The following is a 22400-nucleotide window of genomic DNA, read 5'->3' as shown; positions in this document are numbered from 1 at the left end:
GTCGAAACGCTTGGCTGATAAACTGAAACGCACTGTCTGTTAGCCTGGCTTTACGCAGTCGGGTGCTTTTCGTACTATTGTTACACGGGACTTTGTCGTTGAAAACCTATGGTTCGCTGGCTACTGTTTTTAGGTATGATGCTGTCTGGCCGGTTGTGGGCGGCCGGCTACCCTGATACCATCCGGTTAAGCCAGCTGGACCGCGGGCCAGTTTATCTGCGCGACCGGTGTGTACTGAGCCGTACAGACCGGCAGGCAAGCTGGCTTTCGATGTTTCGGCAGACGGGAGGAGAGCGAGTGTCCTCAAACCTGCCCACTAATGGTCAGCAGGTCTACTGGCTTCGGCTGCTGGTACGGAACGATGCCGATACAAGCCGGACGGTTTATACCTACGCAGCTACCAGTCAGACGGTCGTCTGTTATCGGCTTCTGCCCGACTCGGGACGTCTGATCGATTCGCTGCGGTGCGGCACGATGGTTCCGCGCCGGGACTGGGCTACTCCCGACGATGATCAGTACCTACCCCTCCGGTTCGGGCCCCGTCAGACCACGGTTGTCCTGATCCGCGTCGCTAACCGCCCGGGCCTGCTACCGGCGCTGACCCATTCGGAACTGCCCCGCCCCTCGCTGGGATTGCGGTTCGAATCCGAATCACTTCATTTCCGACAGGCCCTGTTTCAGTACAGGCGCAACCTGCCCGAACTGCAGTACCGGTCCTGGGTGCAGGGAGGGCTGTTGTTTTTCCTGTTGTTTGTGGTGCTGATCTACCTCTATTACCGTCGGCCGCTATACGGCTATTACGCGCTGTACGTGCTGGCGGGCTGTTTGTACGCTTTACTGAAGACCCGAACGTATACACCCATTGGTCAGGTTTTTGCTACCATGCCTCTGCTTCGCTACCATGCGATGGAAAGTATCGTCTGGGCTGGCTGGGGCGCGTATATGTATTTTCTGGTCGAGCTGCTTGACCTGACGCGGACGCATCCGGCAGCGGCCCGCCAACTGCGGCAGTGGGGGCGGTTTGCCATTGCCTACAGCCTGCTGGCGGGAGGGCTGCTGCTATTGACCAACGACGGTGGCCTTTATCAGCTGAGCTACTGGTTTTGCCGGTTGGTGTTTGTGCCGGTACATGTGGCGGTGCTGGTCTGGATGCTCTGGCGGGTGCCCTCCGTACTGACGCGCTATGTGGTGGTGGGTAATGTTCTGCTTACGGTCATCGGCGTACTGGCTTCCCTGCGGGCAGGAGAGATCATTCTGGTGGGTGAGTCGTTGCCGGGCTATGTAGATAATCTGTTGATGTTACCCCTGGGAGTGCTGCTCGAAATCATCGTCTTTGCCCTGGCGCTGGCCCATCGGATCCGAATCATCGACCGCGAACGGCAGGCCAGTCAGGCGGCTTACATCGATGAAATTGAGCAGCGAACAGCCTATGAAAAACGACTGGCTGAAGTAGAAATGCTGGCTCTGCGCAGCCAGATGAACCCCCACTTTCTCTTCAACAGCCTGAACACCATCGAGTATTTCGTGCTGAAAGGGGACGAAGCCAATGCCACCCGTTATCTGTCTAACTTCTCGCGGTTGCTGCGCCTGATTCTCAATCATTCCAACGAAGATACCGTCCGGCTGACCGAAGAGGTAAGCGGACTACAGCTGTATCTTGAACTGGAAAGCAGTCGATTCGATGAAAATTTTCAGTATGTAATCGACATTGACCCGGCTATTGATCAGGATGCGGTGGTCATTCCCCCCTTGTTACTGCAGCCTTTTGTTGAAAACGCAATCTGGCATGGCCTGCAGCACAGTCATCGACCCGACAAATGTGTGTGGCTGCGGGTGCTGATGCTCGACGAAGAAACCATTCAGTTCGAGATAGAAGACAACGGAATCGGGCGCGAGCAGGCGGCCCGGCTGAAAAGCCGCTCGGCCACGCGACAGAAATCACTCGGGATGGCTATCACTCAACAGCGGATCGACCTGTTCAACCGGAATTACCCTTCGCAGCTCAACGTACAGCTGATCGACCTGGCCGATGCCGGTCGCTGCGGTACGCTGGTCCGAATTACTTACCAGCTTCGGCTGACCAGCCCATCTCGGCCACAAACCAGTCACAACCAGTTATGAAAGCGATCCTGATCGACGACGAAAAGCACGCTACCGAGTTGCTCGACATGAAGCTACGCAAGCTCGATATGAACGTACAGGTAATGGCTAAGTTCAATCAGCCCGAAGCGGCCCTTGAGTTTATTCGGCATACGGCCTTCGATGTGCTGTTCCTGGATATTGAAATGCCGCGCATGAACGGCTTCAGTCTGCTTGAGCAAGTCGGTGATTTTCATTTCGATGTAATTTTTACGACGGCCTACGACCAGTATGCTATTCGGGCCTTTCGGTTCAGCGCCCTGAATTACCTGCTCAAACCCATCCAGGAAAACGAACTACGCGAAGCCATCGGACTTTGGCAGCAGCGAAAAGTAAGGCAGTTGCAGCAAACGCAGTATCAGCTGTTTCAGGAACACTACCAGACGCCAGCCAGTCCGGGCCGGACCCGGGTGGCGCTGCCAACGCAGGAAGGCCATGAGATCATCGACGTGAGCGATATTGTTCGCTGTACGGCCGATGCCAGCTATACGCATTTCTTTCTGCAGGATAACTCCAGCCTGCTCATTTGCCGAACGCTGAAAGAGGTAGGTCAGGCGCTGGAGCCCTGTGGCTTTGTTCGGGTACATCACTCGCACCTAATCAACCCGGCTTACCTGCGCAAGATTGTTCGGCAGGAGGGAGGGTATCTGCTCATGGCCGACGGAGCCCAGGTGCCGGTCAATAAGCCAAAGCGGGATTATCTACTTGAGCTACTCGGCAGCATTGAGCGCCGATGATGAATAATTCATTTGTTACCGTTTTGGGAAATATTGTAAAACCAATAATAAATACGGTAAATTGTATAGTATGTAAAATAATATTTGTTTCTGATGCGCCACGGCCAAGGTATGATGCAAATATGTTTTGTTTTTCAAAACAAAACACTGGCTCAAACGATTATTACTATAGTTATATAGATTCAGTAGTATTATCAGGCATGTCGCGGCTCTTTAGCGCGGCAAAACCTTTCAATAATTATGACGACTCCTACCAATCGCGTTTCGCCTGAGCAGGGCGGAACAGCCACAGCGGCATGGCCACACAATCCGAAAAACGTGGCTTTTGTTGGTGATTACCTGCCCCGTCAGTGTGGCATTGCCACATTCACGTCGGACCTGTATACGTCATATGCCCGATTCATTCCAGATGCCCGCCCTATCGTTGTATCCGTAAACGACACACCCGATGGATACGACTACCCCACGGAGGTTCGTTACGACTTTTACCAGCATGATAAAGAAGCGTATCGGCGGGCGGCCGAGTTTCTTAATGCCAAAGATGTGGATGTGGTCTGTCTGCAGCACGAATACGGCATTTTTGGCGGACCAGCCGGCAGTTACATCCTGACGATGCTCCGGAATCTGTCGATGCCCGTCGTTACGACCTTCCATACCATCCTGAAAAATCCGAACGAAGACCAGCTGCTGGTGCTGAAAAGCATCGCCGATCTGTCGGCCCGGGTGGTCTGTATGTCGGAGAAAGGCCGTGATTTCCTGATCAATATTTACGAAATACCCGAAGAGAAAATCGATCTGATTCCGCACGGTATTCCGGATATGCCGTTTGTCGATCCGCACTTCTATAAAGACAAGTTCGGCATGGAAGGCAAGCAAACCCTGCTTACGTTTGGTCTGCTGTCGCCCAACAAAGGCATCGAAAACGTGATCCGGGCGTTACCGCGTATAGTGGAGCAGGTTCCGAACGCGGTTTATATGGTGTTGGGGGCTACTCACCCGCACCTGATCAAACACGAAGGCGAAGCATACCGCGACAGCCTGAAAAAACTGGCCGAAGATCTGGGTGTGCGCGACAATGTGCGGTTCTACAACCAGTTTGTTGAACTCGACGACCTGCTTGAGTACATCGGCTCGGCAGATATTTACATTACGCCCTACCTGAACCCGGCTCAAATTACCTCGGGTACGTTATCCTACGCATTTGGCTGCGGCAAAGCGGTGGTGTCGACGCCCTACTGGCATGCTGAAGAACTCCTGGCCGACGGCCGGGGTGTGCTGGTGCCGTTTGGCGATCACGATGCCATTGCCGATCAGATCATCAACCTGCTGACCGACGAACCCATGCGGCACGCCATGCGGAAGCGGGGCTACCTGATGGGGCGCGAAATGATCTGGGAGCGGTCTATCCAGGCCTATGCCAACTCGTTTGCGCAGGCACGTCAGGAACGCATGAGTACCATTGGCCGACTGGCGCCGTATATGGGGAGCGCCGGTGGGTTCGTGCTGCCCGCTATCCGGCTCGACCATCTGTACCGCCTGACCGACTCGACCGGTATCGTGCAGCACGCGCGGTATCACCTGCCGTTCTACGAAGAAGGCTACTGCACCGACGATAACGCCCGGGCGCTGATTCTGGCCATGACCCTGCGCGATGCGGGGCTGAGCGAACAGAAACTCGACAAAGCCGCCGACGACTACTGCGCGTTTCTGAACTACGCCTACACCGACGAACACCGCCGGTTCCGTAATTTCATGAGCTACGACCGACGCTGGCTCGAAGACGTCGGCTCGGACGATAGCACGGGCCGGGCTGTCTGGGCGCTGGGCACCTGCCTGGGCCGCGACGCCAATAAAAACACGGTAACCTGGGCCATTAACCTGATCGAGAAAGTTCTGCCCAGTATTGTTCATATGCCATCGCCCCGGGCGTGGGCGTTCTCGCTGCTGGGTATCTACGAGTACCAGAAGAAATTCGGCGACGATCGGCTGGCCAAAACCATTCAGCAGCAACTGCTGGGCAAGCTGATGGAGTTATACAACGCTACCGCAACGGAAGACTGGCCCTGGTTCGAAAACGTACTCTCGTACGACAATGCGGTGCTGGCACACGTGCTGCTTCGCTCGGGCGATGAGAAGCTGGTTCAGATCGGGTTGAACGCGCTGCGGTGGCTGATCGAGCTGCAAACGGCCGGACCCCGTACGGCCGACTTCGGCAACCAGGCACCGGGCATATCGACCCGTACCAACCCGGCCTGGGGTAACTTCCAGCCCATCGGGTCGAACGGGTTCTATGTGAAAGGACAGCCCCGCGCTTACTTCGACCAGCAGCCGCTCGAAGCGCAGAGTACGGTATCGGCCTGCCTGGCGGCTTATGCCGTTACCGGCGACGAAGACTGGCACCGTACCGCCCTCCGGGTGTTCAAGTGGTTTACCGGCCACAACGACCTGGGCCTGCCTTTGTACGACGCGCAGACGGGCGGTTGCCGCGACGGCCTGCATATCGACCGGGTCAACCAGAACCAGGGTGCCGAAAGTACGCTGTCGTATCTGCTGGCGCTGGCCGAGCTGCATAGCGTTCAGAAGCAACGTTCCGAAGCAAAATCGGTGAATCTGGCCGTTTCTGCGCTGGTGAATGGGTAATAACTTTAGTAGTTTTCAGTTTTCTGTATACGGTTTTGGGTGATGACTGGCCAAATCGGACGAAATTTGCCGGAAACCGTATACGGACACTGAAAACTTTTCATAAATGAGCATAAAAGCAACCCGAACGGGTATTGTTCTCCGGCCGGACCCGACGCGTGTTTTGTTTCGTCCCTTTGAGCTGGGAAGCGCTACCCGCACGTTAAAGATCATTGCCCGCGTTGGCTCCATGACCGACGACGAAGTGGATCAGAAGCTCGACGAAGTTATTCGGGAGTTTGGCGGTCGGCACTATAAGCTGGAACGGTTTTTACTACAGCGGTTTGAGCAGATCCGGCCCCAGCTCCTGACCGACGAGCCCCTGACGCAGGAGCGCAAACTGCTGCTGGGGGCGTATTTCACCATGGAGTATTCGCTGGAGTCGGCTGCGCTGTTCAACCCCTCCATGATCTGGCACCCCGACCAGACCAACGTACCACCCGGCTATAAACGGTTTATCCTGAGCCTGCGGGCTACCGGCGAGGGCCACGTTTCCTCGATCTCGTTCCGGATGGGGTACATCGACGAAGAAAGCAATATTGTGCTGCGGAAACCATCCCGCTACGTAACCGCCCCCGATATCCTGTCTACCCAGCGGTTTAACCGGACGCAGTTTGAGCGTAAACTCTACGAACTGCGGCTCGAAAACAGCATTCAGGAAAAGATGATGATCGGCCTGGGCGAGGAGTTTAGCCTGACCGAACTCGACGCCCAGATCAAGCGCATCCTGGCGCAGTACCGCTACAACGCCGAATACGAAACCATTGCGAGCAGTTTGCTGGCCCTGGCCAAGTCGAACTACGAAATCGATTTCGACGACGACCAGAGCCTCGATGAGCGCTGTATTTTTCCATCGTCGCCCAACGAAACCAACGGTATCGAAGACGCGCGCTTCGTGCAGTTTACCGACGATAACGGGGAGGTGACCTACTATGCTACCTACACGGCTTACAACGGTCGGGTTACGTTTCCGCAGCTGCTGGAAACCAAAGACTTTTCGCACTTCAGCGTCAGTACCCTCAACGGAGCCGAGGTATCGAACAAGGGTATGGCTCTGTTTCCCCGTAAAATTGACGGGCGGTATGTGATGATCTCGCGGCAGGATGGCGAGAACATCTACCTGATGTACTCGGACGACCTGTATTTCTGGCAAACCAAAGAACTCATCCTGAAACCAACCTACCATTGGGAGTACGTGCAGCTCGGTAACTGCGGCTCGCCCATCGAAACCGAAGCGGGCTGGCTGGTACTGAGTCATGGCGTGGGTCCGATGCGTAAATACGCCATAGGCGCTTTCCTGCTCGATCTGAATGATCCCAGCAAAGTAATCGGGCGAACAACCGAGCCGATCCTGAGTCCCGACGAAAACGAACGCGAAGGGTACGTACCCAACGTGGTATACAGCTGCGGGGGCGTTATCAACGGCGATAAGCTGATTATTCCGTATGCGATGGCCGACTACGCCAGCAGTTTTGCCATGGTCAGCGTCAGTGAGCTACTGGCCGAACTGACCGGCCAGGCCAGCCCCGCCAGAAGCACGACGGCCACCTCGGCCAGTCAGGAAGAAGTAGCCTGAATATACGGGTCGTTGGTTCCGGCCAGTATAACGAACACCAGCCAGTACGCTGGTAAAAACCTGCCTCACGGCAGGTTTTTTTTGTTGGTGCCCGGACAGCAGTCGTAACCGGGGCGGCTGAATATCCGAGAAAAGACGCTGGAGGTAGTGTACTGACTATCTGCATAGTTACTTTCAGTTTACTCAGTGTAGGGCGCCTAAAGTACTTAAGTAAATATGACTAATCTAATATTTTGCCACTTTCCCGTAGGATAGAAAAAGTTGATTTTTCGGTGCGTTTCGTGCGGTAGTACAAACAGTTTATCCGCTAGTGGACCAGGTGTGAGAGCAGAATAGAATTATGATTTCTTAACAAAAAAACGTTGGTTTTGAGGCAGTTATAATTTGGTATTATGAATATTCGCCCGGATGGTACTTTAATATTCTAATAATTCTGTAAAAATTATAGACTACGAAATTTTGTTGTGACAACTATTTTGCACAATTTTGATATTAGAAAAAATGCTGATTCAGCGTTAACCTACACTTAAGATCACTTTTATGAGAAAATTTCTAGTGGTACAGTTCCTGCTGTGCTTGTTCTATCTACCGTCGATGGCGCAGGATATTGCCATCAGTGGAAAGGTAACGTCGTCAGAAGATGGGTCTGATCTTCCCGGCGTTAACGTAGCGGTGAAAGGCACATCGCGCGGCACCAGTACCGATGCGAGTGGTACATACCGACTCAACGTTCCAGCGGGTTCGACGCTGGTTTTTAGTTTTATTGGGTTTACGAGTAAAGAAGTAGCGGTAGGTAATCAAACTTCCATCAACGTAACACTAGTTTCAGACGCAGCCCAATTGCAGGAGGTTGTCGTTACAGCCCTGGGTATCAAGCGCGACGCCAAGTCGGTTTCGTTCGCTACCCAGCAAATCACCCAGGATCAGCTTCAGGTGGTTCGGCAGGCTGATGCCGGTAACGCCCTGGCGGGTAAAGTAGCCGGTCTTCAGGTACTGAGCCAGGCCGGTTCCAAGCTGGGTTCGGGTGCCGTGGTTCGTATTCGTGGGGCGGCTTCGCTGGTCGATAAAAACCCCCTGTACGTTGTAGACGGCACACCCCTGACGGGTGATTCGGATACGCCCCCCACGCTGGACATCAACCCCGACGATATCGAGAACATCTCGGTACTGAAAGGCCCCAACGCTACGGCCCTCTACGGCCAGCGGGGCGATGCCGGTGTGATCGTGATCACGACCAAGAAAGGACTGAACCGCAAAGGCATCGGCATCGACATCAACAGCACCACCACGTTTGACCGCGTGAACGTCATCCCGAAATACCAGAACCAGTACGGTGGCGGTGGATCGGCCGACTGGCGTACGTTTACCTGGGCTCCCGGCAACCCGGTTGAGTGGCAGGCGCTGAACGGCAAGAAATACCACGATTATTCGGATGACGCTTCGTGGGGTCCGCGCATCGATGGCAGCGAATACATCCCCTGGTACGCCTGGTACCCGGGTCATGCCTATTCGTTCCAGACGGCAGCTTTTACGCCCCAGCCCAACAACGTACGCGATTACTACAACACGGGTCGGACGCTCAACAACGGCGTAAGCCTGCGCACGAGCGGCACGGGCTACAACCTGCGCCTGTCGTACAACAACCTCGACCAGACGGGTGTTCTGCCCAATACGTCGCTGAAGCGGAACTACGTTACCGCGGCTACGACCTTCGATCTGGGAGCCAAACTGACGGCCGGTCTGAACATCAACTACACAACCGAACGGCTGGGTGGCGAGTTTGACGATGCCTACTCAAACCTGTCGGGTTCGGGTTCGTTCAACCAGTGGTTCCATCGCGATCTGGACATGAGCAAACTCCGCGAGCTGCGCGCCCTGCGTACGCCTACCGGTGCGCTGGCCAGCTGGAACCATACCAACCCAACGGCAACGACCAACTTCCAGACGGCGACCTTCAACCGCGGTAACTACTGGTACAACTGGTACTCGTACCTCGACAATATCGACTACCAGACCAACCGCGACCGGATTTTCGGGGATGTGAACCTGACCTATAAAATCAACGACAAGTTCCGGGTACAGGGTTGGTTGCGCCGTAACCAGCGGAACACGAACTACGAGAACAAGATCCCGAATATTCTGGAGACCAGCGCGTCGCAGACGGGTCTGAAAGCCGAATACGCCACCGGTCAGATCACCGACCGCGAAGACAACTACGAATTCCTGGCTACCTACGACGATAGCTTCGGCGAAGACTTTACGCTGAATGCCAACGTAGGGGGTAACATCCGGGATAACCGCTATACGCGCGTTGACCTGGCTACCACGGGTGGTCTGTTCGTACCGGATCTCTATACGATCGGTAACTCGATTGGTTCGTTCAGCCAGACCAACAACCGCTTCAGCAAAACCGTACGCAGCCTCTACGCCCGCGCATCGCTGGGCTGGCGTGACCTGGTGTTCCTGGAAGTAACGGGTCGTAACGACTGGAGTTCGGCCCTGCCTGCCAACAACAACTCGTACTTCTACCCATCGGTAGGCGGTAGCTTCGTATTCTCGGAGCTGACCCGCAACGCGCTGCCGTTCCTGTCGTTCGGTAAACTGCGGGGTAGCTGGGCGCAGGTCGGTTCTGACCTGAACCCGTACCAGCTGGCACTGACCTATCAGGTAAACCAGTTCAAGTACAATAACACGAACAGCCTGATCACGACCCCGAACCTGCTGACCAACGCCAACATCGTTCCGTCGCTGTCGTCGGCGTTCGAAGCCGGGGTCGATCTGCGCTTCCTGAAGAACCGGGCCGGTCTGGCGTTCACGTACTACCGGGAAAACAAGATCAACGAGATCCTGAACGTAGACGTAACGACCGTCAGCGGCTTTACCCAGCAGGTTATCAACGCCGGCCGGATCGAGCGCGACGGGATCGAGATTCAGCTGGATGGTAAGCCCATCGTTGGCAAGGATTTCAACTGGGATATTACCCTGAACTTCGCCCGTAACAACTCGCGGATCATCAGCCTGGCACCGGGTATCAACTCGATTCAGGCTACCTCGTCGACACCCTTCGGCGCTACCTCCGGATCGTTTACGACCAATGACCAGTTCGGTTACGCCTACGTCATTCACTCGACCGGTGTCGACAACGGTGGCAACAACCGCTGGGGTCAGCTGCGCGGTAACGGTATCGTGTACCAGAACGGCCAGCCGGTGCTGAACGAAGACGGTACGTACGTGTTCGCGCCGAACCAGTATTTTGGCTCGGTACTGCCTGATTTCACGGGCGGTCTGGTCAACACGCTGCGGTACCGGGATTTCTCGCTGGGTCTGAGCCTTGACTTCCAGCGCGGGGGCAAATACTTCTCGCTGTCGAACTTCTGGGGTACCTACTCGGGTCTGTACGCCGAAACGGCCGCTACCAACGACAAAGGCATGAACGTTCGGGACGACGTAGCCAACGGCGGTGGCGTTCGGGTACAGGGCGTGAGCGAAACGGGCGAGGCTATCGATACCTACGTACCGGCTTACGATTACTACCACCAGTTTGGTAACAACAGCATCATCGACAACTCGGTATTCGATGCGTCGTACATCAAACTGCGGGAGGTGAGCTTTGGCTACACCCTGCCTATCAAGCCAAACAAATACATCCAGGGCGTAAACCTGAGCGTAGTGGCTCGTAACCCCTGGCTGATCTACGCTTCTAACCCGAACATCGATCCGTCGGAGCTGGCACAGCGCTTCGGCGAAAACGGCCAGCAGCCAGGCACCCGCTCGCTGGGCTTCAACGTTCGTTTAAGTTTCTAAGAGCCATGTACCCACGCGACCCGCACTACGGGGTGGGTCGCGTACTCAATTCAAACACAAATGACTACCGTTAAAAATAGATTCATGACGCTCGGTCTGCTAACCGGACTGGGCCTGATGGCGAGCTGCAGCGACTTTGGTGATCAGAACATAAACCCGAACGCTGCCGTAACGCCGGTAACCTCGGCGCTGCTGACCGAAGCCATGCTGGGCGTACCGCCAACCACGGCAACCGGCGCTTTGCTGGAAGGTATTGCCGGCCGGCTGACCACGCTGGCGCCTGAGCCGCGGCTGTTCGCGCAGTACTGGTCAGAGAGCCAGTATCCCGAGAACTCGCTATACGCAACCACGTTTGCTGACTGGAATCGCTACTACGCTGTAACCCTGCAGGATTTGCAGACCATCATCGATTATAATACCGATGAGTCGACCAGAGCCTACGTAGCGCAGTTTGGTTCGAACAATAACCAGCTGGCTACGGCCCGGATCCTGAAGGCGTATGTGTTTTCGGTGGTGACCGACCGCTGGGGCGATGTGCCTTACTTCAATGCGCTCAAGAAGCAGACGCAGGTAGAATATGATCCGCAGCAGGCGATCTACGCCGATCTGTTCAAAGAGCTGAAAGAAGCCAGTGCGCAGTTCGACAACGGCCGGGCGTTCGACGGCGATATCCTGTTTGCGGGTAACGCCACCAAGTGGAAGAAGTTTGCCAACTCGCTGCGGATGATCCTGGCGCTGCGCCTGACTAAAGTAGACCCTGCCACGGGCCGTACGGAGTTCACCGCTGCCTACAACGATGCGGCTGGCTACATCAGCACCAACGCCGACAACGCAACCATTCGGTACACGGACGTGAACCAGTTCCGGAACCCGGACAATGCCCTGTTCGATGGCCGTAGCGATTACGGTGTCAGCGATGTGCTGGTCAACAAGCTGGAAAGCCTGAGCGATCCGCGTCTGCCGGCCTACGCTACCCCAACCAGCACCGGCGACTTCGTGGGTCTTCCTTACGGACTGACCCGCGACCTGCTCATCGACTATACGAACGATAACCCTGAGTATGCCCTGCCCAGCGCGAAAGTGCTGGCCAAGACGCAGCCCAGCTACATCATTACGGCGTCTCAGATGCTGCTGGCCAAAGCGGAGGCATCGGTCCTCGGCTGGATTTCTGCCGATGCGAGAACCGCTTACAATGACGCGATTCGTGCGTCGTGGGAGCAGTGGGGTGTCTATGATGCCGCCAAGTACACGGCCTACATTGCCAGCCCGAACGTAGCGCCTACCGCCGGCGACATCCTGGCTAAAATTGGTGATCAGCGCTGGATCGCGCTGTATCCGAACGGATCGGAAGCCTGGACCGAATGGCGTCGGACGGGGTACCCGAACTTGCAGCCTACGCCGTACGCGGTGAACGAAAGCAAGCAGATTCCGCGCCGGTACGGGTATCCGAACACGGAGCCAACGCTGAACACCGCTGCGTACGAAGCTGCCGTAGGCCGTTTGTCGAACGGCGACAAAACCAGCTCGCGCGTGTGGTGGGATAAACCCTGATCCAGACGGACAAATACTGAAAAATCAAAAAAGCGGGTCGACAATGTCGGCCCGCTTTCGGTATTACGCTTTATCCAACTATTAAACTCTTTTATATCGAAGACTGCCCAAAACGTAAGTAAGAGGCAGTCGTATAGTCTGTATAATATAGACCCTGAAAAGGGGCATTTAGTTGCAGCAAAGTAAAGATTTTTGCTGGCTTACATATACAAATGTATACACTCAAATGAACCTTCGGACATAATGTATATTTATCGGTACAAATATTGATTTTTCGGTAGGTTGGGCTGATGAGCGGTTACAGAGGTGGGATAACCTTTTATCAGAAATCCAGTTATTCTATGTATTGAATAAGCCCAACGCTATGAAAGACGAAAAGGATGTAGAGCGCGACGACGCGCAGATAATTGGCCGCACAGAAGGCCCTTTTGGCTCGGATGACGCTGATGCCGACGTCTACAAACAGGATAATAAGCACCGGCCGGAAACCGAAAACTCGCCCAACGGTCTCGACAGTGAACAGGTTCGGGGTGGTCAGGATGGCCGCAACAACCGGGCCATGGGCAGCACCGATATGGACAGCGAAAACGGCGTCCTGCGCCTGGGCGACATGGACAATAGTACCATGGAAGTGACCGAAGAGGGCGCCCAGAACGCAGCCGCCGGTGCCGACAAAACCAACACCGCCATGGTCGACGTAACGACCCACGGTCCCGACGATTACGCATCGGCCGACCGCGTTGGTGTTCCCAACGCCCAGAAAGCCGCCAAAGCCCAGCAGGAGCCTGATGGGGGCGAGGACGACGATACGGAAGCCGATCGTACCGACGCAGACGATACGGACGAAACCGATCAGTCGCGCGAGGAAGAGGTAGCCGAAACAGGCACCGACCTCAGCAACCAGCCTACGTATTAATCGGTCTATGGCCGGTACCGTCTGCCTTTGTCGGAGGGAGTGCCCAACCGATCCTCCAGTGCGTTCGGGCGCACCGGCTATCAACCATTCTATATTCCGTTAACCGATAAACCAACCAACGTTATGAGCGTAAGTAGCAATTCCCGCAAAGAAAGCACCGAGTCCAATGCGGCCAAGCAAATGCGCAGCACCATGGGTATTCACCCCGAACTGGCGCAACTGAACGATAAGAATCTGGACAGTGAACTGCCCTCGCGCGTCGCTGAAATCAGCGATACTGACGTGCCGGGAGATGTGACCCAGGCGGCCGCCCTGGCCAGCGACGACGAGAACGATGACATGTCGGCCGAGCGCATCGGCGAGTCGAAGCGGGCTTCGTGGGGACAGGAGCCGCTGCCTATGAACGCCGAAGATGCATCGACGGACGAAGACAACCCCATGACGGCTTACCAGAACCCAGACGCCCTCTCTACCGATGAGAAAGTGGCCGACGCTGACTGGAACCGCAGCACGCAGGAAGGCGCTATCCCGGCCACCCGGGCTAATGAGCCAGACCGTACGCTGGGTAACTCCTAAGCTGTAGACAGGCCCCTGGCCGGTTCAGACGCATGAACGGACCAGGGGCTTTCTTGTAGCCCTTTTCGTGTATATACATTTATCTTTTCCAACAAGAGCGCATGACAAAAGTTGCCATCATCTATTACAGTGCCACGGGTACTACCTACAAAATAGCCCGCGCCATCGAAGAAGGAGCCAGACAGGCCGGCGCCGAGGTGCGGCTGCTGAAAGTGAAAGAACTGGCTCCCGAAGAAGCCATTGCATCGAACGAAGGCTGGTCGACTCACCGGCTCGAAACCCAGGATGTGCCCGAGGCTACGCTGGCCGATCTGGAATGGGCCGATGCCATCATCCTGGGCGCACCCACGCGCTACGGTATGCCGGCTGCACAGCTCAAGCAGTTCATCGATTCAACCGGTCCGCTCTGGGGGCAGGGCAAGCTCGTGAACAAGATCGGGTCGTCCTTCACCAGCGCGGCTACGGCCCACGGTGGCCACGAGTCGACGCTGTTGAGTCTGAACAACACCTTTTACCACTGGGGCAGTATCATTGTTGGTCCGGGCTACGCTGATCCGATTCAGTTCCAGTCGGGCAACCCCTATGGTACCTCCCATACGAGCCAGAACGGTACGGTGCCACCCGACGAGGTCGCCCTGGATGCGGCCCGGTTTCAGGGTAAGCGCGTAGCCGAAGTGACGGCTACTTTTGTCGGGCAGCCGCAGCATGCGTAAGCTTTTTTTCTTCTATCCCACATCTGGAGCCACTGCGTTGAGCGGTGGCTTTTTTTAGTGCAGAAGCTGGCTGATGGCGGGGCCGGGGAGGAGGGTGCCGGTCCGAACCTGCTCTTCGATATGGGCTAGCCGCTCGCGCATACCGGGCTGCTCGTAAAACATACCCTCGAGTCGCTGCCGCAGCAGGGCCCTGAACCAGGTAAGCTGCTGCTCCTGCCGACGCTGGTTGCGGTAGCCGTTGGCCGTTGTTAGTTGCTGCTGATCCCGGATGGTTTGCCAGACTGTGTCCACGCCTTCGCCGGTGAGGGCTGAGCCGGTCAAAACGGGCGGAAACCAGCCGGTGCCGGTAGGCGGAAACAGGTGCAGCGCGTTCTGGTACTCGACCCGCGCCCGGTCGGCCGCGGCCCGGTTGTCGCCGTCGGCTTTGGTGATACAGAGCGCGTCGGCCAGCTCCATGATGCCGCGTTTCATGCCCTGCAACTCGTCTCCGGCACCCGCCAGCATGAGCAGCAGGAAAAAGTCGACCATGCCGTGCACCACCGTTTCGGATTGACCCACGCCTACCGTTTCGACCAGAACGACGTCGTAGCCAGCGGCTTCGCAGAGCAGGATGGTTTCGCGCGTACGGTGCGCCACACCCCCCAGCGAGTCACCAGCCGGGGAGGGGCGGATGTAGGCGTTCGGGTCCATCGAGAGCGTTTCCATCCGGGTTTTGTCGCCGAGCAGGCTACCGCCCGACCGCTGGCTGGTGGGGTCTACGGCCAGTACGGCCAGTCGATGACCCTGCTTGGTCAGGTAGCGACCGAAGGCTTCGATGAACGTACTTTTTCCGACGCCCGGCACCCCCGTAATGCCGACCCGGATGCTGCGTCCGGTGTTGGGCAACACCCCTTCCAGGACTTGTTGCGCCAATAGCTGATCGTCTGACCGACGGCTCTCGACGAGGGTAATGGCGCGGCTGAGCGTAAGCCGGTCGCCGTTCAGGATACCATTGATGTAGTAATCGGGCGGAAAGCGGTGACGCATGAAAGCGGGTTAAACGAACGATCGGACCAGCAAGTTACGGAATCTAACGCCACAGGACGCCAGCCCCGGCAGGGGAGGAATAGTAACAAAAGCCGTCGCTTACACCCAGCCCCGGTAAGGGCGATATGGATAAAATACCTGGCTTACCTGGCTAGCTACCCCCGGTGCCCCAGATCGTCGGGGGTCGTGATCTTGATGTTTTCGTAGGCACCATCGATCAGCGCGATGGGGAAACCGGCATGTTCGAGCACACTGGCGCAGTCGGTGAAGTGAGGCTGTTCATCGGTAGCGAACGCCTGCCGGAACCAGTCGAGCCGAAACGTTTGTGGTGTCTGTACAAGCCGGACACTAGCCCGGTCAATGGCCCGGCTCATGCCGTCGGCCCCGACAATCCGAACGGAATCCTTGGCCGGTACGCAGGTCACCGCCGAACCCAGGCGGGCAGCCGTCTCGAAGCTGGTCCGGATAATATCGGGCGCAATGAACGGCCGAACCCCGTCGTGTACCGCCACAACGCCACCATCGACCGACAGGGGAAGCGCCTGCAGGCCGTTGCGTACCGACTGAAAGCGCGAGGCTCCGCCGTCAATCACCCGCACCGGTGCCTGAAAGCCGTACTGCCCGCACAGCGACAGCCAGGTCTGGCGTTCGCGGGCGGGCAGTACGAGTATGATCTGTTCGGCGGGCAGTACCACCAGAAACTGGTCCAGTGTATGTTGCAGGATCGGCTTGCCGTTCAGCAGCAGAAACTGCTTGGGAATGTCCGATTTCATCCGGCTACCACTGCCACCGGCAACGATAATGGCAAAACAGGCCGGGCTGGCCGGGGAGGACGTCGGTTGGTCGTGGGTTGTCATGCGAAGGATAAACTGACGCAAAACTACAAACGACAACCCACTATCGGGCGCGGGCCTACAGAATCAGCATGGCATCGCCATAGCTGAAGAAGCGATACTTCTCCTTGATGGCTACCTGATACGCTTCCTTGATCAGCTCATGACCGCCAAACGCGCTCGTCATCATGATCAGGATCGACTCGGGCAGGTGCAGGCTGGTCAGCAGCGAATTGGCGATTTTAAAATCGTAGGGGGGGAAGATAAACTTATCCGTCCAGCCCTCTACCGGCTTCAGGCGGCTATTGGCCGACACCGACGATTCGATGGCTTTGAGCGAGGTGGTACCTACCGCACAGACCCGTTTGCCGCCATCGAGCGCGGTATTGACGATCTGGGCCGCATCGGCCGGAATCCGGTAGTTTTCCGAATCGGTTTTGTGCTTGGTGAGGTCTTCTACGTCTACCTGACGAAACGTACCCAGGCCAACGTGCAGCGTAATCGGCGCAAAGTGAATGCCTTTGATCTCCATCCGCTTCATCATGGCGCGGGTAAAGTGCAGACCGGCCGTAGGAGCCGCTACAGCGCCGACGTGCTGGGCAAAAACGGTCTGGTAATGATCCCGGTCGGCCAGTTCGGCTTCGCGCTGCATCTCGCGCGGGATGGGGGTTTCGCCCAGTTCATCCACCGCTTTCATAAACTCCTCGTGGTTGCCGTCGAACAGGAAACGGATCGTACGGCCGCGCGAGGTGGTGTTGTCGATAACTTCCGCTACCAGATCACTGTCGCCGAAATAGAGTTTGTTCCCAACGCGGATCTTACGGGCCGGATCGACCAGTACGTCCCAGAGTTTCATTTCGCGGTTCAGCTCCCGCAGCAGGAAGACTTCAATTTTAGCGCCGGTTTTCTCTTTGTTGCCATACAAACGCGCCGGAAACACTTTCGTGTTGTTGATGACCATTACATCACCATCGGTAAAATAGCTGAGTATATCCGAAAACTGTTTATGCTCAATGGTTTTGGCTTTACGGTCAACAACCATCAACCGCGATTCACCCCGCTCAACCGGGTATTTAGCAATGAGACTCTCGGGTAAATCAAACTTGAATTCGGATAATTTCATGATCTATCAGCACGAATAACAACAATCTTTTTTCTGTAAAGGGCGCAAATATAGCGAAAAGCCCGGAAAATTGAGTATGTTCCGGGCTTTTTTCTTGCAAATATGACAAAAATCAATTATCGCCGACGGGCAAACCATCCATCGGCTGCACCGCGCCGTCGGTGTTGACGCCTGCGCGGTCCGATACGTTGAACTTGGCCATCAGTTCCGACGAGGCCTCGTTGGAGTAAGTGCCCTGGGCCGATACAAAGACGCCTTTCATGCCGTTGGCAGCCGTAATGGCGTATAACGTCATCTCATCGCCGGGGTCCGACGTGCCCTCGAACCGGTGGAACTCGTCCACGTTGAACTCATCGCTTTTGAGTTTGGTCTCGGTGCTTTTCTCTTCCAGATAATCGCTTTTCGGGCCGAATTCGTGGGTGTAGCCGCGTTCGCGCAGGGCTTCCATGGCTTCGGTTAAGGTGGTGAAATGATTCATGACGTTGGTAGTATTACGTTTTTAGTGTAAACCCAAAACAAAACGGATAGTTTTTCGCTATTTTATGGAATCCGTTGTCTCACCGAGTAAACCGTTCGCTTATGTTCCGGTATCTGCTACGCCTTCCCGTTCTTTTCCTGGCCGGTATGTGGGCCTGCAACACGCCCGACAGCGAGTTCGATGCGGCCGTATTTCCCGAGCGAATTGCGTTCCAGGCTGACCGGCTCTATCCCGAAGGCATTACCTATTCACCCGCTCTCGACCGGTTTCTGGTCAGCTCCATTACGCAGGGAAAAATAGGGACCGTTGACCTCAACGGGCGGTATGCCGACTTCCTCACCGATACTGGACTCATCAGCGGCATCGGGCTGAAAATTCGCGGCAACCTGCTGTACGTCTGCAACGCCGATCAGGGGGTATCGACCAAAAGCACTGTCCAGACCACCCTCAGGACGGCCGGGTTGCTGGTGTTTAACCTCACGACCCGCGCCCGGGTGCAGGCCGTCCGGCTCGACTCGCTGCTGCCAGGGGTCCCCCATTTTGCCAACGACCTGGCCTTCGATCCGCAGGGGAACGCCTACATCACCGACTCGTTTGCGCCGGTGATCTACCGCGTTACGCCCGACTATAAGCCCGCTATTTTTATCAATAGCCCCCTGTTTGCCGGGGCGCAGGGGTTCAACCTGAATGGTATCGTTTACCACCCCGGCGGTTACCTGATCGTGGTGAAATCGAACGAAGGCAAACTGTTTAAGGTCAGCGTGGCCAATCCGAATATCATCACCGAAATTACGGGCGTAACCGTAGCGGGGGGCGATGGCCTGACCCTGCTGGACAATGACCTTTATGTCGTGAACGAACGGCGGAAAGTATCCCGGCTGAGAAGTACCGACGACTGGAAAACCGCCACCCTCGTCAGCGCAGACACCACGGGCTACGAGCAGGCCACCACCAGCGTGGCCGTGGGCAGTCGGATCTATACCCTCAACGCCCGCATCGGTGAGGTGAGCGCAGCGGCCGGTAACCCCGCCCAGCTTCAGGCCCGCGACTACAGCATCCAGCAGTTTCGGCCGGCCGTTCCCATTCCGTAATATAGAGAAACAAAGTGACTTGACACATACTTAGTGGAAAGGGCGTGCCGGTTGGTCGTCTTGTTCTATATTTTTTATCTATTGTTAAGTCCTTCGTTATGAAAACATCGTGTATCGTCTCCGGCGTTCTGCTGGCCGCTTCTGCCTGCCTGACGGGCTGCGAAGATCACCGCGACAGTCCCAATGCCGTTTTCCCGGATCGGATCGAGTTTACGGCCACCCGCCAGTACCCCGAAGGAATTGCGTACTCCGCGCAGCTGGATCGGTTCATTATTACGTCGATCACCCAGGGGAAAATCGGCACTGTGTCGACAACGGGCGTGTACGAAGACCTGCTCACCGACCCGGCCCTTGTCAGCGGCATCGGGGTGAAGGTAGGGAACGGCCGGATCCTGGTCTGCAACGGCGACCAGGGCGTTTCGGTCAAGAGTAAACCCGAAACCGCTTTTCAGCTGGCCGAACTGCTGGTGTTCGACCTGACCACCCGCCAGCTTACCAACCGCGTCGACCTGGACAATCTGTTGCCGGGCGTTCGTCATTTTGCCAACGATCTGGCGGTCGATCCGCAGAACAACGTCTACGTAACGGATTCGTTTGCCCCGGTGATTTATAAAGTAGCGCCCGACGGAACTCCCTCTATTCTGGTGAACGACACCCGCCTGGGCGCGCCCATGGGCATGTTCGGCATGAACGGCATCATCTATCACCCCGGTGGCTACCTGATTGCCGTAAAAACCAGCGAAGGCAAGCTCTTCAAGATCGATCTTAACAACGGCAACGCCATCACCGAAGTGGGCGGACTGACCCTGCAGGGGGGCGACGGCATTACCCTCGTGGGGACGACCGATCTATATATCGTGACCAACAGCGGCAGTCAGGTATCCCTGGTTCGCAGCACCGACAATTTTGCCACGGCCAGCCTGATCCGGAACGATACGAACGGCTATGCGCAGGCTACCACCAACGTGCTGGTCAACAACAGTATCTTCACCCTCAACGCCCGGATCGGTGAGGTAGGCGCAGCGGCCATGGCCATGAACCCCGGCCAGCTGCAAAGCAACCAGTACAGCATCCAGAAATTCAGATAGCCTGTGACTCGGAATATACGGACGGTCGGTTCGGGGGCGTAGTTAGGCGCCCGAACCGACCGTTCGTGCTGAAAAGGGAGCCGATCAGTCGGGCAGCACCCGGATCATAATGTCTTTGTAGAGTACTTTGCTTTTGGGGTCATGTCCCTGCAGCGCCACGGTGCCGCTGCTGAGCCGGCGGGTGGCGTTATCGCCGGTGCGTTCGGCATTGTCGGGTTCGGTATATTCGTTGATGACTTTGCCGTTGATGCGGACGGTCACTTTTTTACCCTCGACCGTAATCTGTTCGGTATACCATTCGTCGTCTTTCACGAAGGTTTCTTTCACATCCTGAAACGAGTACACGCTGCCGGTTTTTCGCCAGTCGGTATGGGTCTGGTTCACCTGAATTTCGTAGCCGTTGACGGGCCAGCCGGTATCCTGGTAGGTGGTATGGATGAACATGCCGGAGTTGGCGCCGGGCATCGTTTTCACCTGCGCTTTCCACTCGAAGTTCTTGAACGAATGGTTGTTGACGGGCCCGTCGTAGAACAGGTGCGCCCGTGGGCCGAAGACTACAATGGCCCCATCCTGTACGCTAAAGGTGGCCGGGTTTTCGGCGGCCCGCCAGCCGGTGAGGGTTTTTCCATCGAAGAGGCTGGTCCAGCCATTGGCCTGTTGGGTGGTGTTAGCGCCGGAGCAGCCCGCCAGCACGACCGCTGTAGCCAGCGCAATGAGGTATGATTTCATAGTTAGCATCAGGCATTATGGAGTACCTTCATCAACCAAAGAACCAACCCCCCAAATCCTAACGGACCAACCGCCGTAACTCAACCAACTCCCCGCCCACTTCAATTCCACTCAGGTGCGATTAGAAGTCTTCCTAGCCGTCGTTATCCTTGCTGTTGACGTCGAATTTCAATTCCACTCAGGTACGATTAGAAGAACCAGACCGTTAAGAACACCCCGGAGGCTATTAAATTTCAATTCCACTCAGGTACGATTAGAAGGTAGCGAGCTCGGAGGCCGGTCGGACCTGGTTCTTTGATTTCAATTCCACTCAGGTACGATTAGAAGTCACCAACGTGCTCCCTGTATAGTATTTCTCCAGATTTCAATTCCACTCAGGTACGATTAGAAGTCGGCCGAGACGTTCACCAGGTTAATAGTTTTCAGCATTTCAATTCCACTCAGGTACGATTAGAAATGGAAAGCCTGCGAACGACGCTCAACGGGTTGAACAATTTCAATTCCACTCAGGTACGATTAGAAGGCCATCGCCTGTTCGTATTTCATATCGACAAATTGCATTTCAATTCCACTCAGGTACGATTAGAAGAGTGAATACCTGTTCGGTGTCCAGCGTCAGCTGCGCCATTTCAATTCCACTCAGGTACGATTATAAGAAAGCTGACAAATACGCTTGATTTTATCCTGAAATAATTTCAATTCCACTCAGGTACGATTATAAGTGGCTGCTGTCGTGCGAAACGAGGCCAGGAGCTCCCATTTCAATTCCACTCAGGTACGATTAGAAGAGTTTTCGCTGTGCTTAATGCGTAGAAGGACATCAAATTTCAATTCCACTCAGGTACGATTAGAAGCGGACGTAAAGGTATGCTTGTCACCGAGATAGCCATTTCAATTCCACTCAGGTACGATTAGAAGGAGTATGTCTTTGAAACCGTCGATTACCGCGATCAATTTCAATTCCACTCAGGTACGATTAGAAGACGAGTGCCTAGTGGTGATTGCCTGAACTACTTCAAAATTTCAATTCCACTCAGGTATTTTTTTTTTTTTGAAGACGAGTGCCTAGTGGTGATTGCCTGAACTACTTCAAAATTTCAATTCCACTCAGGTACGATTAGAAGGCCAGTCCGTCCTGACTTGTTTTGCTCAGTCCTTTCATTTCAATTCCACTCAGGTACGATTAGAAGGAGTATGTCTTTGAAACCGTCGATTACCGCGATCAATTTCAATTCCACTCAGGTACGATTAGAAGACGAGTGCCTAGTGGTGATTGCCTGAACTACTTCAAAATTTCAATTCCACTCAGGTACGATTAGAAGGCCAGTCCGTCCTGACTTG

16 protein-coding genes and 1 CRISPR repeat array are annotated in these 22400 nt (G+C 55.5%); of the genes, 11 read left to right on the top strand and 5 right to left on the bottom strand.

All coding sequences use genetic code 11. The annotated features are described in order from the left end of the window. The first annotated feature begins 108 nt into the window (after positions 1-108). From B1C80_RS00080 to wrbA, 9 genes are all read left to right on the top strand, one after another. Positions 109-2121 carry a histidine kinase gene (locus B1C80_RS00080; RefSeq protein WP_236648533.1) on the top strand — a complete coding sequence of 671 codons (2013 nt, stop codon included), beginning with the start codon at positions 109-111 and terminating at the stop codon, positions 2119-2121. Beyond that, positions 2118-2876 carry a LytTR family DNA-binding domain-containing protein gene (locus B1C80_RS00075; protein WP_077919016.1) on the top strand — a complete coding sequence of 253 codons (759 nt, stop codon included), beginning with the start codon at positions 2118-2120 and terminating at the stop codon, positions 2874-2876. The genes B1C80_RS00080 and B1C80_RS00075 overlap by 4 nt, the downstream gene beginning before the upstream one ends. Before the next feature lie 240 nt (positions 2877-3116). Continuing rightward, the gene (locus B1C80_RS00070; RefSeq protein ID WP_077919015.1) at positions 3117-5516 is read left to right on the top strand and encodes a glycosyltransferase family 4 protein; all 2400 of its coding nucleotides are present in this window, start codon (positions 3117-3119) and stop codon (positions 5514-5516) included. A gap of 106 nt (positions 5517-5622) precedes the next feature. Next, positions 5623-7131: a glycoside hydrolase family 130 protein gene (locus B1C80_RS00065; RefSeq protein ID WP_077919014.1), complete on the top strand. Its 1509-nt coding sequence runs from the start codon at positions 5623-5625 to the stop codon at positions 7129-7131. 540 nt (positions 7132-7671) lie between these two features. Continuing rightward, complete coding sequence (locus tag B1C80_RS00060; RefSeq protein WP_077919013.1) at positions 7672-10935, top strand: SusC/RagA family TonB-linked outer membrane protein; 3264 nt, start codon at positions 7672-7674, stop codon at positions 10933-10935. Positions 10936-10995: 60 nt separating this feature from the next. Next, positions 10996-12486: a SusD/RagB family nutrient-binding outer membrane lipoprotein gene (locus B1C80_RS00055; RefSeq protein WP_077919012.1), complete on the top strand. Its 1491-nt coding sequence runs from the start codon at positions 10996-10998 to the stop codon at positions 12484-12486. Between the two features lie 364 nt (positions 12487-12850). Continuing rightward, positions 12851-13402 (top strand): hypothetical protein, encoded by a 552-nt coding sequence (locus B1C80_RS00050; RefSeq protein WP_077919011.1) that lies wholly within the window; start codon positions 12851-12853, stop codon positions 13400-13402. A gap of 123 nt (positions 13403-13525) precedes the next feature. Further along, positions 13526-13978, top strand: a complete 453-nt coding sequence (locus tag B1C80_RS00045; protein ID WP_077919010.1) for a hypothetical protein — start codon at positions 13526-13528, stop codon at positions 13976-13978. A 101-nt stretch (positions 13979-14079) separates the two neighbouring features. Then, entirely contained in the window at positions 14080-14691 is a 612-nt protein-coding gene (gene wrbA / locus B1C80_RS00040) for an NAD(P)H:quinone oxidoreductase (protein WP_077919009.1), read from the top strand. 54 nt (positions 14692-14745) lie between these two features. On the opposite strand, the gene meaB is transcribed toward wrbA, so the two are convergent. The 4 genes from meaB to B1C80_RS00020 form a co-directional block, all read right to left on the bottom strand. Then, positions 14746-15717, bottom strand: coding sequence for a methylmalonyl Co-A mutase-associated GTPase MeaB (meaB, locus tag B1C80_RS00035; RefSeq protein WP_077919008.1), 972 nt, complete (start codon positions 15715-15717; stop codon positions 14746-14748). Between the two features lie 155 nt (positions 15718-15872). After that, on the bottom strand, positions 15873-16574 hold the full coding sequence (locus B1C80_RS00030) for a 2-C-methyl-D-erythritol 4-phosphate cytidylyltransferase (protein WP_077919007.1): 702 nt from the start codon (positions 16572-16574) through the stop codon (positions 15873-15875). A 55-nt stretch (positions 16575-16629) separates the two neighbouring features. Beyond that, entirely contained in the window at positions 16630-17673 is a 1044-nt protein-coding gene (queA, locus tag B1C80_RS00025; RefSeq protein ID WP_077919006.1) for a tRNA preQ1(34) S-adenosylmethionine ribosyltransferase-isomerase QueA, read from the bottom strand. 112 nt (positions 17674-17785) lie between these two features. After that, a complete protein-coding gene (locus B1C80_RS00020; RefSeq protein ID WP_077919005.1) occupies positions 17786-18151 on the bottom strand; it encodes a hypothetical protein in 366 nt (121 codons plus the stop codon). Positions 18152-18252: 101 nt separating this feature from the next. On the opposite strand from B1C80_RS00020, the gene B1C80_RS00015 reads away from it, so the two are divergent. Further along, the gene (locus B1C80_RS00015; protein ID WP_077919004.1) at positions 18253-19242 is read left to right on the top strand and encodes a gluconolaconase; all 990 of its coding nucleotides are present in this window, start codon (positions 18253-18255) and stop codon (positions 19240-19242) included. Between the two features lie 98 nt (positions 19243-19340). Further along, entirely contained in the window at positions 19341-20330 is a 990-nt protein-coding gene (locus B1C80_RS00010) for a gluconolaconase (protein WP_077919003.1), read from the top strand. 84 nt (positions 20331-20414) lie between these two features. On the opposite strand, the gene B1C80_RS00005 is transcribed toward B1C80_RS00010, so the two are convergent. Further along, the gene (locus tag B1C80_RS00005; protein ID WP_139361561.1) at positions 20415-21059 is read right to left on the bottom strand and encodes a DUF1080 domain-containing protein; all 645 of its coding nucleotides are present in this window, start codon (positions 21057-21059) and stop codon (positions 20415-20417) included. A 98-nt stretch (positions 21060-21157) separates the two neighbouring features. Further along, positions 21158-22383: direct repeats of the CRISPR family, unit length 30 nt; unit sequence ATTTCAATTCCACTCAGGTACGATTAGAAG. Positions 22384-22400 lie beyond the last annotated feature (17 nt).

It is taken from the genome of Spirosoma sp. 209, assembly GCF_002006735.1.
Classification (GTDB): domain Bacteria; phylum Bacteroidota; class Bacteroidia; order Cytophagales; family Spirosomataceae; genus Spirosoma; species Spirosoma sordidisoli.
The sequence above is the reverse complement of the archived record's forward strand: the minus strand, read 5'-3'. Positions and strand labels throughout refer to the sequence as shown.